This window comes from Salinicoccus halodurans, assembly GCF_900114445.1.
Classification (GTDB): Bacteria; Bacillota; Bacilli; order Staphylococcales; family Salinicoccaceae; genus Salinicoccus; species Salinicoccus halodurans.
The window spans coordinates 595,388-609,972 of the sequence record NZ_FOTB01000001.1 but is presented as its reverse complement, the minus strand read 5'-3'; the positions used below and the strand labels follow the sequence as shown (position 1 = coordinate 609,972).

At 42.7% G+C, this 14,585-nt stretch carries 19 protein-coding genes; 3 read left to right on the top strand and 16 right to left on the bottom strand.

Annotation, left to right across the window (positions count from 1 at the left end; translation table 11 throughout):
* Positions 1–13 precede the first annotated feature (13 nt).
* A complete protein-coding gene (locus BM271_RS03040; RefSeq protein WP_046790158.1) occupies positions 14–907 on the top strand; it encodes a VOC family protein in 894 nt (297 codons plus the stop codon).
* A 42-nt stretch (positions 908–949) separates the two neighbouring features.
* On the opposite strand, the gene BM271_RS03035 is transcribed toward BM271_RS03040, so the two are convergent.
* The 9 genes from BM271_RS03035 to BM271_RS03000 form a co-directional block, all read right to left on the bottom strand.
* A complete protein-coding gene (locus BM271_RS03035) occupies positions 950–1,294 on the bottom strand; it encodes a carboxymuconolactone decarboxylase family protein (RefSeq protein WP_046790157.1) in 345 nt (114 codons plus the stop codon).
* A gap of 44 nt (positions 1,295–1,338) precedes the next feature.
* Complete coding sequence (locus BM271_RS03030) at positions 1,339–1,731, bottom strand: cytidine deaminase family protein (protein WP_082103662.1); 393 nt, start codon at positions 1,729–1,731, stop codon at positions 1,339–1,341.
* Positions 1,732–1,833: 102 nt separating this feature from the next.
* Positions 1,834–2,040: a hypothetical protein gene (locus BM271_RS03025; protein WP_046790156.1), complete on the bottom strand. Its 207-nt coding sequence runs from the start codon at positions 2,038–2,040 to the stop codon at positions 1,834–1,836.
* A complete protein-coding gene (locus tag BM271_RS03020; RefSeq protein ID WP_046790155.1) occupies positions 2,033–2,347 on the bottom strand; it encodes a TIGR04104 family putative zinc finger protein in 315 nt (104 codons plus the stop codon). Before BM271_RS03020 ends, BM271_RS03025 begins: the two co-directional genes overlap by 8 nt.
* 39 nt (positions 2,348–2,386) lie before the next feature.
* Complete coding sequence (locus BM271_RS03015) at positions 2,387–2,566, bottom strand: hypothetical protein (protein WP_046790154.1); 180 nt, start codon at positions 2,564–2,566, stop codon at positions 2,387–2,389.
* Positions 2,566–2,937 (bottom strand): alpha/beta hydrolase, encoded by a 372-nt coding sequence (locus tag BM271_RS03010; RefSeq protein ID WP_052749850.1) that lies wholly within the window; start codon positions 2,935–2,937, stop codon positions 2,566–2,568. Before BM271_RS03010 ends, BM271_RS03015 begins: the two co-directional genes overlap by 1 nt.
* Before the next feature lie 30 nt (positions 2,938–2,967).
* Entirely contained in the window at positions 2,968–3,126 is a 159-nt protein-coding gene (locus BM271_RS14260) for a hypothetical protein (protein WP_158462228.1), read from the bottom strand.
* Between the two features lie 60 nt (positions 3,127–3,186).
* Positions 3,187–5,379 carry a DNA topoisomerase III gene (locus BM271_RS03005; protein ID WP_269146996.1) on the bottom strand — a complete coding sequence of 731 codons (2,193 nt, stop codon included), beginning with the start codon at positions 5,377–5,379 and terminating at the stop codon, positions 3,187–3,189.
* 80 nt (positions 5,380–5,459) lie between these two features.
* Positions 5,460–5,732 (bottom strand): GNAT family N-acetyltransferase, encoded by a 273-nt coding sequence (locus BM271_RS03000; protein WP_234960383.1) that lies wholly within the window; start codon positions 5,730–5,732, stop codon positions 5,460–5,462.
* A gap of 180 nt (positions 5,733–5,912) precedes the next feature.
* Here BM271_RS03000 and BM271_RS02995 point away from each other — a divergent pair, with 180 nt between their 5' ends.
* Positions 5,913–6,488: a hypothetical protein gene (locus BM271_RS02995; RefSeq protein ID WP_046790152.1), complete on the top strand. Its 576-nt coding sequence runs from the start codon at positions 5,913–5,915 to the stop codon at positions 6,486–6,488.
* Between the two features lie 54 nt (positions 6,489–6,542).
* Here BM271_RS02995 and BM271_RS02990 read toward each other — a convergent pair whose 3' ends face one another.
* Positions 6,543–7,718, bottom strand: a complete 1,176-nt coding sequence (locus BM271_RS02990; RefSeq protein WP_046790151.1) for a M20 metallopeptidase family protein — start codon at positions 7,716–7,718, stop codon at positions 6,543–6,545.
* A 150-nt stretch (positions 7,719–7,868) separates the two neighbouring features.
* Between BM271_RS02990 and BM271_RS02985 the strand changes: the two genes are divergently transcribed.
* On the top strand, positions 7,869–8,360 hold the full coding sequence (locus BM271_RS02985; RefSeq protein ID WP_046790150.1) for a small multi-drug export protein: 492 nt from the start codon (positions 7,869–7,871) through the stop codon (positions 8,358–8,360).
* A 68-nt stretch (positions 8,361–8,428) separates the two neighbouring features.
* Here the strand turns inward: BM271_RS02985 and BM271_RS02980 are convergent, their stop codons facing one another.
* The 6 genes from BM271_RS02980 to BM271_RS02955 all read right to left on the bottom strand — a co-directional run bounded on the left by BM271_RS02980 (position 8,429) and on the right by BM271_RS02955 (position 14,572).
* On the bottom strand, positions 8,429–10,309 hold the full coding sequence (locus BM271_RS02980) for a PTS fructose transporter subunit IIABC (protein ID WP_046790149.1): 1,881 nt from the start codon (positions 10,307–10,309) through the stop codon (positions 8,429–8,431).
* Entirely contained in the window at positions 10,309–11,223 is a 915-nt protein-coding gene (pfkB, locus tag BM271_RS02975; protein ID WP_046790148.1) for a 1-phosphofructokinase, read from the bottom strand. Before pfkB ends, BM271_RS02980 begins: the two co-directional genes overlap by 1 nt.
* The gene (locus tag BM271_RS02970; protein WP_046790147.1) at positions 11,201–11,971 is read right to left on the bottom strand and encodes a DeoR/GlpR family DNA-binding transcription regulator; all 771 of its coding nucleotides are present in this window, start codon (positions 11,969–11,971) and stop codon (positions 11,201–11,203) included. The genes pfkB and BM271_RS02970 overlap by 23 nt, the downstream gene beginning before the upstream one ends.
* Positions 11,972–12,074: 103 nt before the next feature.
* The gene (locus BM271_RS02965; RefSeq protein WP_046790146.1) at positions 12,075–12,830 is read right to left on the bottom strand and encodes a hypothetical protein; all 756 of its coding nucleotides are present in this window, start codon (positions 12,828–12,830) and stop codon (positions 12,075–12,077) included.
* Positions 12,831–12,841: 11 nt separating this feature from the next.
* Entirely contained in the window at positions 12,842–13,837 is a 996-nt protein-coding gene (floA, locus tag BM271_RS02960; protein ID WP_046791477.1) for a flotillin-like protein FloA, read from the bottom strand.
* Positions 13,838–13,876: 39 nt separating this feature from the next.
* Positions 13,877–14,572, bottom strand: coding sequence for an NfeD family protein (locus BM271_RS02955; RefSeq protein ID WP_052749849.1), 696 nt, complete (start codon positions 14,570–14,572; stop codon positions 13,877–13,879).
* Between the last annotated feature and the right edge of the window lie 13 nt (positions 14,573–14,585).

Below are 14,585 nucleotides of genomic sequence, written 5' to 3'. Positions count from 1 at the left end.
AGGATGGTTAATTATGAAACAAACGATTGTGCCGCATCTGTGGTTTGACAATGAAGCGTTGGAAGCAGCTGAGTTTTACGTGAATGTATTTCCCGACTCTGAAGTTTTGAATAAGACACAACTTCATAATACACCCTCAGGAGATGCACAATCCGTCACATTTGAAATAAATGGCTATACATTTATGGCCATCAGCGGAGGACCTTATTTTAAAATCAATCCATCAATATCATTTTTCGTGAACTTTGATCCATCGTATGATGATAATGCGGAACGGAACCTGGAAGAGACCTGGAAAAAATTAAAAAACGGTGGTAATGTACTTATGCCACTGGGTGAATATCCATACAGCAGAAAGTACGGATGCGTCCAGGATAAATACGGAGTATGCTGGCAGCTGATATTGACTGATCCTGCTGGTGAGGACAGACCATTCATAGTCCCGTCACTGATGTTTGTGAATCATAATTTCGGCAAAGCCAAAGAAGCAGTCGATTTCTACCTCTCAATATTCAAAAATTCGAGAATGGGTGAAATAGCTGGAAATAGATCCGGAGAAGATATGACGGTAATGTTTGCTGATTTCAAACTAGAAAACCAGTGCCTGGCAGCAATGGATGGGCCAGGAAATCATGATTACAATTTCAACGAAGCGGTTTCACTGCTTGTCAATTGTAAAAATCAGGAAGAAATCGATTATTACTGGAAAGAATTATCTGCAGTGCCTGAAGCTGAGCAGTGCGGCTGGCTGAAAGATAAATACGAGGTTTCATGGCAGATTACTCCGTCCGTAATGGATGAAATGATGGTGGAAGGTTCACCAGAGCAGATAAAGAGAGTGACTGAGGCATTCCTGAAAATGAAAAAGCTGGATATTGCCGAGCTGAAAGGAGCATATGATGGCTGAAAACATGAAAGGCTCCCAAAATCTTTGGGAGCCTTTCATGTTTTATGCATCTGTTGAATCATCATAAGCCTGCAGTGCTTTACCGCCATATACACTGCCCGGACCACCTCCCATTACGATGGCAACACCCGCTATCTCTGCGATTTCCTCACGTGTTGCACCCAGTTTTATGAGTTTATTGACGTGATTGCCGATACATCCTTCACATTTATCCGCAATTGCGAATGATAAAGCTGCAAATTCCTTTGTCTTTTCATCCAAAGCACCTGCTTTATATGCTGAATCCTGCAATGCCTTGAAGCTTTTCATCGTATCAGGAATCGTTTTCTGCAATCTTTTCGTATTTTCCTGGGCAACTAGATTGATATTATTAAAGTTACTTGCCATTTGAAACATCCTCTCTTAATTCCTATATAGGAATACTATATCAATTATATGAAATATTTTGCATCCCAACGCTCAGGCAGCAATTCATCAAGTCTGACGGTTCTGTCGTCCGGCAGTCCGATTTCACAATGATAGTTATCTTCCCCTACTTGATTGATCAGTTCCCTGCACCGTCCGCAGGGCGGCAATATGTCACCTGTTTCATAAACAGCGATGATCTTATCAATCTTGTATTCCCCGGCAGTCACCATGGAAGCGATAGCTGAATGTTCTGCACAAAATCCTATTGATGATGGCAGGTCAAGAGCAACACCTGTATACACATTGCCCCGGTCTGTGACCAGTGCAGCAGCGACATGTCCCATTTTACCGTTTCTTGTTGTTCTGACTGTATTCAATTGGGATTTGGCAGATTCATAGAGTCTCTCCATCTTCATTCTGTACACCTCATGTCTATATTATACATACTGGAGTTTACCCTAAAACTGTGGATTCTATATAAATACAAAAACCACTCTGGATGAGTGGCTCGAAATGTATTATCTTTTTCTGTTGCTGATCTCTTTTTTCTTTTTTGTCATTTCATCTTTTTTAACCACCCGGTAATTTTGCATGATGGCAGACAAACCGATCAGTATGACGATCATCTGCGCCCACCAAGCAGTTTCGAGTGCAAAATTTGCAAGTACGAGATAAATGATCAGTATGATTGCAACAATGGTAATATTACGTTTTGCTTTATCCATACGGACTGTTCCTCCAGGTTTCTTCTTCACACGCAAGTTCCAATGTAAATACATGGACGAAAGTAATAGCAATGAAAGCCGCCATGAAAGTAATGGCAATTGTGAGGAAGGAAACATCAAAGAAGGCCGGGATCAATATAAGAAGAGGAATGAGCAGCGTCGCCATGATGCTTCTTTTCCGATATTCTTTTGATAAATATTGAGTTTTGCCGCAATGGGGGCAGTCCATGCCTATATCCAATGTGATATATCTTTTCAAGATGGCGTTAGCCGGCCATTCTTGTTCACAGTTTTTGCATTTGACCAAAGTGTTCTCTCCTTAAAATAAGTGTCTACTTTGCTGCGACTATAAAAGTTTTGTGAACAGGAAGTATAACACATAAAGTCCCGCGATGAATATAGCGGATATCCATATATACAGAATCACTTTGTTGAATTCTTTTTTGTTTCCTATCAGATAAATAAACGCAGTAGCGATGATCGGAAACATCAGTATCATGAATATGATCATGAAAAGTGTACTCATTAAATCTGCTCCTCAAGTTTCTGTATGCTTCTTGCGAGATTGGGAAGACCCTCCGGAAAACTATGTGAATTTCCTTTGATGATTTTAGTTTCATCAGCATCCAGTATTCTTCTGTATGCAGTATGATGTTTTAAAGGTACAACACTGTCTTCTTCACTGTGGTACAGGGCAAGATGTCCAATCTTCGGAAGATTGTTATCAAACCCTTTTTTAAGTTCGAAGTCATCACTATGCCATTCACCGTCGAACCCCCATAATGGTGAGGATATTATGTACAGGGCCCTTACATTGGCCTTTGGATGCTGTTCCGATAAATACTTGAGAAGAATCGAGCCCCCAAGAGAATGACCAATGAGTATGACATTGTCCACTCCTGAAAGACTTATTCCAATATCTTCCGCTCACCCTGCATAAGACGGATTTGACGGATCCGGCATATCCGGAGCGATTATTGTGTATGCTGGACCGAGAGTATCTTTCAATCGCTCAAGCATTCCTGTACTTCCGTCAGTATCTGTCTGTGGTCCGGCACTGTGTATGAATAAAATTTTATTTTCCATTTGAACCCCCATCCCTAAGGCTGTTTTCTATATGATTACATAAATGATACTGAATATAGATTATTCATCCAGTTTTAAAGCTTTCAGCTGTTCAGCAAGTGCATTGTTGATTGGCTCTTCCTCGTCCTGATTTTTGATATACTTATTGACTGTCCGTTTATCCACCTTGCCGCGACCTTCTTTCTTCCTGCGGGCCTCAAACGCTGAAAGCTTTTCCCTATAGCCGCATATGCATGTAAAGATCTGACCGTCTCCTTCGCCGCTTAGCGTCATCTTCTTTTTACATCTCGGACATCTCGCATTCGTAGTTTTTGATATGTTTTTACGGTGCCCGCATTCCCTGTCCTGGCACACAAGCATTTTCCCGCGTTTTCCATTCACTTCAAGAAGGGGTTTGCCGCAATCAGGACAAATCTTGCCTGAAATATTGTCATGCTTGTATTTTTTATCACTGTTCTTGATTTCAGAGATGATTTTTTTAGTATGCTGCTTCATCTCTTCTATGAAAACCTCTTTTTTAAGATTACCTTCAGCGATATTTTCAAGCTTCTGTTCCCATACTGCAGTTGTTGCCGGAGATCTTAATGCATCCGGTACGAGATCCAAAAGCTGTCTGCCCTTGGAAGTGATTTTAATCTGTTGTCCATGACGCTCAAGCACAAAGGAATTGAACAGCTTGTCTATGATGTCTGCTCTTGTTGCCACAGTGCCGAGTCCCCCTGTGGAATCAAGTGTTGCTTTCAGGTTCTTGTCCTGAACTTCCATATATTTTGCCGGGTTTTCCATTGCAGATAATAGACTGGCTTCTGTAAACCTCGACGGCGCTTTCGTCTGGCCCGCAGTTTGCGTAATACGGGTTGTTTTGAGTACATCTCCTCTCCGAAGATTCGGAAGCAGCTGATCTTTCACATCATTTTCAATATCATCATCGTATTTGTTGGAATACGCCTCTTTCCAACCCTCCTTCATAACTGTTTTCCCCCGGGCGGTAAATGATTCTTTCCCTATTGAAGCATTGATTGTCATCTGCTCAAATTCATGAGGAGGAAGCAGTACAGCTATGAACCTTTTGATAATCAGGTCATACACTCTCTTTTCCTTTTCATTGAAGTCGGAAGGATGAACATGATTTTCAGTCGGAATGATTGCATGGTGATCACTGACTTTTTTGTCATCCACGAAAGATTTGTTCACCTGGATTTTATTTCTCAGTATTTTGACAGCTGAGCTTCTGTAATTGCCGATTCCACATGCTTTAAGACGCTCGGGAATGGTTGCGACAATATCCTGGGAGATGAACCTGGAATCCGTTCTCGGATAAGTCACCACTTTATGACGTTCATAAAGATTCTGCATTACATTCAATGTTTCCTTTGCAGAAAGGCCGAATTGTTTGTTTGCATCTCTCTGAAGTTCTGTCAGATCGTATAGAGCAGGCGCGAAAGTCTTTTTCGCTTTCTTCTGAATATCTGTAATTTTTAAATCTTCATTTCCGATTTTACTTATGATTGAATCGATCTTGTCCTTGTCAAAGCTTCTGTTGCTGCCTTTATCGTCCTGCCATGTGAATTTGACAGAATCTGTTACTGTCTCTATGCCATAATACGTTTTGGCTTTGAAGTTCCTGATTTCATCTTCCCTCTGCTCGATCATGGCGAGCGTCGGCGTTTGGACACGTCCGCAGTTAAGCTGGGCATTGAATTTTGTAGTCAGTGCCCTTGACGCGTTGAGGCCTATGTACCAGTCTGCTTCAGACCTTGCAACAGCAGCCTCGTAAAGAGTCTCATATTTTTTCCCCGGCTTCAGATTGTTGAATCCTTCTTTGATCGCTTTATCTGTCACAGAGGAAATCCACAGACGTTCTATCGGTTTTTTGACTTTCGCTTTCTCTATGATCCATCTGGCAACGAGCTCGCCCTCACGACCTGCATCAGTGGCCACTATGATTTTATCAACATCTTTACGGAGGAGTTGTGATTTCACCGCATTGAATTGTTTGCCTGATTTTTTAATCACAGTCAGTTTTAAGGGCTCTGGAAGCATCGGCAGATCTTCCAGTTTCCACTGCTTATATTTGTTATCGTAGCTTTCCGGATCTGCAAGTGTCACAAGATGTCCAAGCGCCCATGTAACAATATATTTATCTCCTTCTATATAGCCATTCCCTTTTCTATGGCATTTCAGCACACCCGCAATATCGCGTGCGACTGAAGGTTTTTCAGCCAATACTACACTTTTAGCCAATCTCATCATCCTTTCAAATACTCATCCAGTATACATCATTTACATTATACAGAAAATGCCGGGGACTGGTCATCCCCGGCATCAGACTATTATTTGAGCATTTGCTTATATTCATCATTCTTTTCAATGACACTTTTGGCAAATGGACAATTGGCTGTAATCTTTTTGTCTTCCTGTTTTGCGAATTCCACCATTGTATCCACTAACTGGCTGCCTGCCCCCTGCCCTTTCAGACTATCCTGTACTTCAGTGTGTTCAATCACATAGTCTCCGTCGTCATCTATATAAAAAACAATTTCAGCTTCAGGATTTAATTCATCCTCGCCTGCGAAAAACATATTTTCGCCTTTTTTGATATCCAATTTCCTTCCTCCTCTTATTTTGCATTACAGTAATAGACTATTTACTAAAATGTCATCTTTCAAACATTACTGCTATGCAGGATTAATGTTCCGGCTTTCTACTTTTTTAAGTTAATGGTATGCTATACGTGTAAAAAGTTAATAATAAGGTTCACATTAAAAACAGAGGGGATGATGTGGATGAAGCATTCGATAAGGGAAAGAGTAGAACAGGTATTCAAGAATACTCATTTTGATCCAAATCAAAATTTGAGGGAAAAGACGGATGACGAAAAAAAAGTTCTGAATATTATATTTGAACTTGAAGAGCATATGGAACAGGACACACTGTCTTTGGAAAATGAACTGTTCGCCACAGAGGCATTGGGAGACCTCTACAGAGTAATCAATAAACCGGATGAATCCATCCATTATCATTCAGAAAACTTACGGTTGATTTCAGAAGATGAAAATAAACAAGTACCTGCATTCATACGTCTGGGTGTCAGTTATATATACGCAGATGAATTAAAAAAAGCGCTGCTGTGTTTTGAAAAAGCTGAAACAATCATCAATAGAAATAACATTGATGAATACACTGATCTTTTGGAATATCAGCGCGGGAAATGTTATCTGGAAATGAGATATTACAATTGGGCAAAAGACGCTTTTGAAAGTGCTCTAAATATAAGCAGTCGAAAAAACAATCCGGAACTAATTGGGATAACCCGGGAAGCACTGGAGTACTGCAATGAAAAACTGAATGCCCAGGTATGACAGAAAATCACCCGTTTTAATTGGATTATGAAACGGGTGATTTTCCACGTTCAGTCATGTAGTCTTTAAAGTGTTTAAAGTATCAATTGCTGCCTCGGACATCACTTCCACACCAAAGGGAATCGCCTCTTCATTGAATCTGAATGCTGGATTATGAAGCGGTTTCTGTCCTTCTCCGACTGAGCTGCCCAACCAATAGTAAACCCCTGGATAGTTTTGCAGGAACCTGCTGAAGTCTTCACCGGCAAGGCTTGGATTCACCTTCGGCAGTGCCTCTTCACCGTATAATCCATGCACAGTTTCATAAAGCTGGTCTGCCCATTTTTTTGTATTTACAGTTGCAGGATAGCCATCATCGAACTGCATATCAACTTCAGCTCCCATTGCGCTGGTCACTTTCTCAACAATATCAAAAAACCTTTCTTTCGCGAGTGTTTTCATCTTATCAGATTGAGTGCGGATCGTTCCTTCTATTTCAACCGTTTCTGCAATTACATTGTGCTTTGTCCCGCCTTCAAAACGGCCGACCGTCACGACAGCGGGTTCCATGGGATCTGCATTTCTGCTTACAATCGTTTGCAGACTTGCAACCACCTGATTGGCAACAATGATCGCATCGACAGTATCATGAGGCATCGACGCATGGCCGCCCGACCCTTTTATTCGTAGAAAAAATTTATCCGAGTTGCCCATGATTGGCCCGGACATCACACCAAACTGCCCGGCAGGCAGTCCCGGCCAGACATGCTGGCCGATCAATACATCAGGTTTGTATTCATCAAATACACCATCATCCATCATACTCTGTGAACCACCAAGGGGGGATAACTCTTCGGCAGGCTGAAAAATCAGCAGCACCGTCCCGTGAATTTCATCAATACGTTCTAGAAGCACACGCGCTGTTGCAATCAGCATGGAAGTATGGGCATCATGTCCACATGCATGCATGACCCCCGCTTTTTCGGAACTGAATGGTTCCTGTGATATTTCCTGGATGGGAAGCGCATCGATATCCGCCCTCAAACCCACAATCTTTCCCGGGTGTCCTCCTTCGATGACTCCGAGTATGCCTGTACCGGCGTATCCAGCCTTATAAGGGATTCCCAGCCGGTCAAGCTGATTTTGAATACGGCGGGAAGTCTCATATTCTTTGGTGCTGAGCTCTGGGTTCTTGTGCAATTCTCTCCTGAGAGCAATTGCATCACTGACGATTTCATTGGAAACTCTCATATTCGTATCACCTTTATTTTTTGAATTTTGAATAATTATAACATGACTGAAAATAGTTTGCAGTGCCATACTAAAATCATCATCTTCCAAATGAAACGGTTTCGTTTATAATTTATGATGTAATGCCACATTCAGCTGTAGGAGGATAAAATGAACACTTCTCTCATCATCGCATATATAATCGTATTTATATTTTCAGCAATACCGCTGTTCGAGGCTTTTATCGTTGTTCCGATCGGAATTGTCGCAGGAATGGACTTTTTAATGACGAATATCATCGGTATAGCCGGAAATCTCATAACCTTACTGACACTCGTCGTCATGATGGATCGCATCAAACGATGGTACTTGGACAGGCTTGAAAAAGCAGGTAAAGGGAAGAGCAGGAAGATTCAGAGAGCAGAGAACCTTTTCCGCAAATATGGTCTGCCCGGACTTGCGTTTATCGGTCCATTCTTCGTCGGCAGTCATTTCACCGCATTGATGGCAGTCATATTGGGAGGTACACAAAAAGCGACGTTCTGGTGGGTGACACTAAGCGTTATCGTGTGGACAATCGGTATATCCCTCCTCTTTTATTTCGGTGTGGATATACTTGGACTTGAGGACAGACAGTTTCTGAGCAACTTTTTAGAACAATAATCAACGGAAAATGTGCGGAGAAACAAAAAGCTGGGAGACGGATATCAACCGCCTCCCAGTTTTAATTTTTAATTATTTTCCACGGGCTTTTTAAGCAGGCCAAGAATGATGCCTGACAATATTGCGCCGATAAGCAATGCGACAAGGAACATCATTTTCCCTTCACCGATTGTAAGCGCTACGAATAGACCACCATGAGGTGCATTGATGGATGTTGCAAATGCCATTGCCAAGGCACCCGCTGTAGCAGAACCTATAATCATGGATGGAATGACTCTGACCGGATCGGCGGCAGCAAATGGTATCGCACCTTCTGTAATGAACGATGCACCCATGATGAGATTTGTCGGACCAGAAGATCTTTCCACTTTAGTAAATCTGTTTCTGAATACCATTGTTGCAAATGCAATTGCAAGCGGGGGCACCATACCACCGATCATAGCAGCAGTTATAGGTTCCGGGTTTCCTGCGGACAATGCTGCAATCCCAAATGCGTAAGCGGCCTTGTTGACAGGTCCGCCCATGTCTACTGCCATCATTCCGCCGACAATAGCTCCGAGCAGCACGATGTTTCCACCGCTCATATTGCCCAGTGTCGTGTTCATCCATTCGTTCAAGGCCGTTGCCGGCGGATCAACAATGTAGTACATGATCAATCCTGTCAGGAACACACCGATCAATGGATAAAGAAGTACCGGTTTCAATCCTTCCAGCACCTGCGGCAGGCTTTCAAGCACTTTTTTAATACCGACCATCAGATAACCAGCGAGGAATCCTGCAATCAGACCGCCAAGGAATCCTGAACCCATTGCTGCGGCCATGAGACCGCCGACCATACCGGGAGCGAGACCCGGTCTGTCTGCAATGCTCATCGCAATGAAACCTGCAAGTATAGGAATCATAAGTTCAAAGGCATTGGAACCGATGAAGTTGATCATTTCTGCGAGCGGATTATATTCTGCATGTTCAGGATTAGCAGAATGTATACCAAACATAAAGCTGATGGCAATCAGAATACCACCCGCTACTACGAACGGCAGCATGTTGGATACACCGCTCATCAAATGTTTGTAGATGGATGACTTCCCTTTTGAAGCGCCTTCCTGACTGTCATTTTTCTGCTTTTTACTGCCGGCTGAATAAGCGGGTCTGTCGTTGTCGATTGACTGACTGATCAATTCTTCAGGACGTTTAATGCCGTCCGCCACCGGAGCTTCCACAACATTCTTACCATCAAAACGTGCCATCTCGACATTGGTATCTGCAGCGACGATGACTCCGGCCGCCCGCTCAATGTCCTCTGATGTCAGAGCATTTTTTACACCGGCAGAACCGTTCGTTTCCACTTTTATATCGTAGCCAAGTTCACCGGCTTTTTTCTTAATCGCATCCGCTGCCATATAAGTGTGGGCAATCCCTGTCGGACACGCAGTTACGGCGACAATGAATGGTTTATCAGAGGCTTCTGTGGCTGTTTCCTCTTCCGTCGGTTCAGATTCATCGTAGAAATCGATTGTCTGAATTACTTCCTCTTCAGTTTTTGCAGCCATCAGCTTTTCCCTTGCCTCCCCGTTCATCAGGATGGTGGAAAGTTTCGCCAAAGCATCAAGATGTGTTGTTGCCTGTCCCTCAGGCGCTGCAATCATGAAGAATAAATATGCTGGTTGACCATCCATCGAATCATAATCGATACCGGATTCACTCCTGCCAAACATAATGGCCGGCTCCCTGACTTCTGCTGTCTGTGCATGGGGTATAGCAATACCATCCCCTACTCCTGTAGTGCTCTGTGACTCCCTCTTGTGGATTGCTGCTTCGAATTTATCCATATCTGTAATTCTGGCTGCCTTAAAGAGACCTTCGGTAAGCTCTCTGATTACAGAATTTTTATCCGTCGAACTGACGTCCATATTAATAGTGCCGGTTGTCAATAGTTCTGTTATTCTCATCATTTCACCCTTTCAATCGGATTAATTTCTATTTGCGGAACCAGAGCTTCAATCTCTTTTCTCAACGCGAGGTCATCACTGAATGCTGTTGCGCTTCCGCATGCAACAGCATAACGCACCTGTTCTTCAATAGATTCACCACGTTTGCTGATGAAACCTGCAACGGTGGAGTCTCCTGCGCCGACAGAATTCCTGAGTTCACCCTCAGGAGAAGGAATCCGGAACTGATGGTCCTGATTTATGAATAAAGCGCCATCGCCTCCAAGAGTGACCAGTACGTTTCCCGCACCGCGTTTAAGCAGTTCATTTGCAGCCTCTGCAATTTCTTTATCGCCGCTTAGCTTCCTCCCTGTGATTCCCTCAAGTTCAAAAAGGTTCGGCTTTATGAGATAAGGCTGATACTGTAGTGTGGAAGTAAGTTTTTCACCTTCAGCATCGATGGTGAAAGAGACACCCTTTTCATATAAAATTTGAGTCAGTTCCTCATACAGGCGATCATGCCCTTTCGGCACACTTCCTGCAAATACGACATGGTCATCATTTTTAAGTATGAGTAATTGCTTTTTTAATGATTCGATATCTGTTTCTGTTATCTTCGGTCCACCTGCATTGATTTCGGTTTCGGATGCGGTTTTAAGTTTTATGTTAATTCTAGTATCTTCTTCAATCTCGATAAATTGATGGGATATTCCCTGGGAGTTTAAAGAATCCTTTATAAATTCACCCGTAAAACCGCCACAGAATCCCAGTGCCGTTGAATCAGATGCAAGCTGTTTTAATACTCTTGAGACGTTGATACCCTTTCCGCCGGCATATTTTTCTGTATCATCTGTACGATTAAGACCGCCAACTTCTATTTCTCCAAGCCTTAATACATAATCGACCGATGGATTAAATGTCACTGTATAGATCACTGACGCCACCTCCTATGATAGTCGTTCTGTCATCAATCTTTTCAAGAAAAGGATGATTTTCGTTTTCAGTAATGATTACTGCCTCTTCCACTCCCGCAAATTTAACAAAGGCACTTCTTTCGAATTTTGAACTGTCCGCCAGAACAAAAGCTCTTCTCGCCTGTTCTACAGCTGTCCGCTTTATATATGCCTCATCTTCATCAGGCGTGGTGTATCCATGGTGGATATCAATAGCATTCACACCGACAAAACACTTATCAAAAGAAAGTGTTTTAAGTTTTTCAATCACATCATGACCTACTACCGCTTTCGTCGATGGTTTTACTTTTCCGCCTAATACATGGGTGTTATGGCCGTTTCTGACAAGCTGGTCAATCAATGTGATGCTGTTTGTCACTACCGTGATATTTGAAGCTTTTATAAAAGGCATCATTTCGTATGTGGTAGTGCCCGCATCGATGAATATGGTATCACCGTCTTCAATCAATTCTGCAGCTTTTTGAGCGATTTTAAGCTTTTTGGAAAGATTTTTAACAGACTTTTCACTGTAATCTTCTTCCTGTTCCATCTGATCCACAGTGGCGCCTCCATGGAATCTTTTCAGAAACCCCTTCGATTCAAGATGAGTCAGATCCCTGCGGACAGTTGCAGTGCTGCTGTTTGTAATATCCACGAGATCATTTACAGAGCCGCTTCCATTTTCATTCAAGTAATTCATGATTTTTTCATATCTCTGATTAGTTATCATCTCATCACCACTATTAAGGTAACACCCAATTCAATCAAAGTCAATCATATATAATCATTATCAATCATAAAAGACAAAAAGATGATGTCAGCATATGCTGACATCATCTTTTAGATCTGGGTTTACCAAGGATTTCAGAAAATATTATTCCGTTAAGGACTGCTTTACGATCGAATGAAAAATCTCCTTTATCGAGTGCGGGTGCATGTTTTTCTTTTTGTACTTCAGGTGATTTTCCAGAGGATTGGGATAGATCATCATCGTCCTGTGAATATCTTGCCAGTTCGGCTGATTCACGGCCAATTCTTCCCACACGTTTTTCAGCTTCAGAACGGTTGAATCCTTCTGTAAAGACGGAGTCTTTCGCTTTTTGCGCCCGTTCCCTATGCTTGGAACGATCTATGGGAACTTTGTCCTCGTAATAGTCCATAACCTTCCTTCCGATTTTGGACTCTCCGGCTTTTTCCTCAAAAGATCTTCCAAATGAACGGTTTGTCGCAGGTCTTGATGAACTCGTCCTTTCAGCCCTCTGATACTGAGGACGCTGCTGGCTCGATCTTTCCGGTCTCTGGCCTGAATTTTCCGTTTTCCGGGATGCAGGCGTTTGCTGTCTGCGCTGCTCATCGGAGCTATCATCAGGAGCACCAAATGAACGCTCAATTTCGTTCTTCATCTGTTCAAAAAATCCTTTTGAGGAATCCTGTTTGTTACTTCCAGGCTGCCGTCTGTTCGTTTTGGAAGGATTACCCAGCTTACCGGGATCTATATCCCTCTTTTCCTTTTTCCCTTTATCTTTCTGACTGGCAATCAATGAATAGACTATGCCGCCCAAAAAGATAAGAAGAGGCAGTAATTCCATAATATCACGACCTATTCGTCTTCATCATTATAACGAGTTGGATCTGTCATCTTATTGATTGAATCTCTCATACTGGTATCTGCCTCGACGTTTTTCAGGTTGTAGTAGTCTGACACTCCAATATTTCCGTTTTCAAGCGCATGTGCGAATGCAAGAGGTACTTTGGATTCAGCTTCCACAACTTTTGCTCTCATTTCCTGTACGCGGGCTTTCATTTCCTGCTCCTGCGCTACAGCCATCGCACGGCGTTCTTCAGCTTTAGCCTGTGCAATATTCTTATCTGCAACAGCCTGTTCAGTCTGAAGATCGGCACCGATGTTCTTACCGATATCCACATCTGCGATATCGATGGAAAGAATTTCGAATGCCGTACCCGAATCCAGACCTTTGGACAGTACAGTCTGAGAAATGCTGTCCGGGTTTTCCAAAACCTTAGTATGCTTTTCAGAAGAACCGATTGTTGAAACGATACCTTCACCGACACGGGCAACGATTGTATCTTCACCCGCACCACCGACTAGTCTTTCAATGTTTGCACGTACTGTAATACGCGATTTTGCCTTGACTTCGATACCGTCCATAGCAACACCGTTGATAAATGGTGTTTCAATGACTTTCGGATTAACACTCATCTGTACGGCCTCAAGCACGTCACGGCCGGCAAGGTCAATTGCCGCACATCTTTCAAATGTAAGGTTGATATTTGCACGCTGAGCAGCAATCAGTGCATCGACGACACGGTCAACGTTACCACCGGCGAGGAAGTGTGACTCAAGCTGGTTAGTAGTTACTTTAAGTCCCGCTTTGTGGGCTTTGATCATTGGTTCAATAACACGCTTTGGTTTAACACGTCTCAATCTCATCCCGACAAGGGAGAAGATTCCAACGTTAACTCCTGCAGCGATGGCTGAAATCCACAAGCCTATCGGTACAAAAGACAGGAAGAAAGAAATAACGATAAAGGCAATGATCACCAAGAATATAATCATCAGCCCGGATCCTGTGATAAAGAACAAGTTCATGCTTAACTCTCCTTTGATTTGGTTTTAATCTTCCAGCGGACGTACAACTACTCGGGTGCCTTCTACATGTATGATCTTCACAATATTGCCGCTTTCAATGAATGCACCTTCTGCCACAGCATCAATACGCTCATCACCGTAACGAATAATACCGGACGGTCTCAGAGCCGTTGCTGTCTCAGCCTGTTCACCGACAAGGTAGGAACGATCATCGAATGAAGTATATCCTGATTCAGCATCCGTTGCGTCAGTAAGTATAAACTTGTTGAGAAATGGAATTTTCCTCTTTTTAAATTTCACTAATATCACCCACTCTATGATTGCTAATATAATGATGGCCAGTAGAAAAAGACTGAAAAGAGCCACATTATTCCCCACCAGCAGAATACTGATGAGGAGCATGATGCTGCCAATGATACCCAAAATTGCACCGATGATAAAAAATTCCACAATGATGAAGATGGTTCCGATGATAAACAGTACAAGTGAAATTCCGCTGTAGTCACTGATCAGCAGGTGGCCAGAGTAGAAGACGATGATTGACAGAATTGACAATAACCCAATACTGCTGACATGCTCCGAAAACAACTGGTAGATGAGGCCCAGGAAGAAAATTGCTAGTAAAATAAAGGCAACCCATGGCATGGTTACTACATCTCTGAAATCAGCGAGAATACTTCCGAATTGAAATGTATGTATGAATGTTGGAATAACCGCCATTAGAATCCCCTCC

What these genes read in the sequence shown, in the direction of transcription:
- BM271_RS03005 (WP_269146996.1), bottom strand. Translation starts at nt 5,379, where the DNA reads ATGATGAGATTGGCTAAAAGTGTAGTATTGGCTGAAAAACCTTCAGTC.
- BM271_RS03040 (WP_046790158.1), top strand. Translation starts at nt 14, where the DNA reads ATGAAACAAACGATTGTGCCGCATCTGTGGTTTGACAATGAAGCGTTG.
- BM271_RS02990 (WP_046790151.1), bottom strand. Translation starts at nt 7,718, where the DNA reads ATGAGAGTTTCCAATGAAATCGTCAGTGATGCAATTGCTCTCAGGAGA.
- BM271_RS02955 (WP_052749849.1), bottom strand. Translation starts at nt 14,572, where the DNA reads ATGGCGGTTATTCCAACATTCATACATACATTTCAATTCGGAAGTATT.
- BM271_RS02995 (WP_046790152.1), top strand. Translation starts at nt 5,913, where the DNA reads ATGAAGCATTCGATAAGGGAAAGAGTAGAACAGGTATTCAAGAATACT.
- BM271_RS02980 (WP_046790149.1), bottom strand. Translation starts at nt 10,309, where the DNA reads ATGAGAATAACAGAACTATTGACAACCGGCACTATTAATATGGACGTC.
- BM271_RS02985 (WP_046790150.1), top strand. Translation starts at nt 7,869, where the DNA reads ATGAACACTTCTCTCATCATCGCATATATAATCGTATTTATATTTTCA.
- BM271_RS02965 (WP_046790146.1), bottom strand. Translation starts at nt 12,830, where the DNA reads ATGGAATTACTGCCTCTTCTTATCTTTTTGGGCGGCATAGTCTATTCA.
- BM271_RS02970 (WP_046790147.1), bottom strand. Translation starts at nt 11,971, where the DNA reads ATGATAACTAATCAGAGATATGAAAAAATCATGAATTACTTGAATGAA.
- BM271_RS03015 (WP_046790154.1), bottom strand. Translation starts at nt 2,566, where the DNA reads ATGAGTACACTTTTCATGATCATATTCATGATACTGATGTTTCCGATC.
- BM271_RS03030 (WP_082103662.1), bottom strand. Translation starts at nt 1,731, where the DNA reads ATGAAGATGGAGAGACTCTATGAATCTGCCAAATCCCAATTGAATACA.
- BM271_RS03035 (WP_046790157.1), bottom strand. Translation starts at nt 1,294, where the DNA reads ATGGCAAGTAACTTTAATAATATCAATCTAGTTGCCCAGGAAAATACG.
- BM271_RS03025 (WP_046790156.1), bottom strand. Translation starts at nt 2,040, where the DNA reads ATGGATAAAGCAAAACGTAATATTACCATTGTTGCAATCATACTGATC.
- BM271_RS14260 (WP_158462228.1), bottom strand. Translation starts at nt 3,126, where the DNA reads ATGGAAAATAAAATTTTATTCATACACAGTGCCGGACCACAGACAGAT.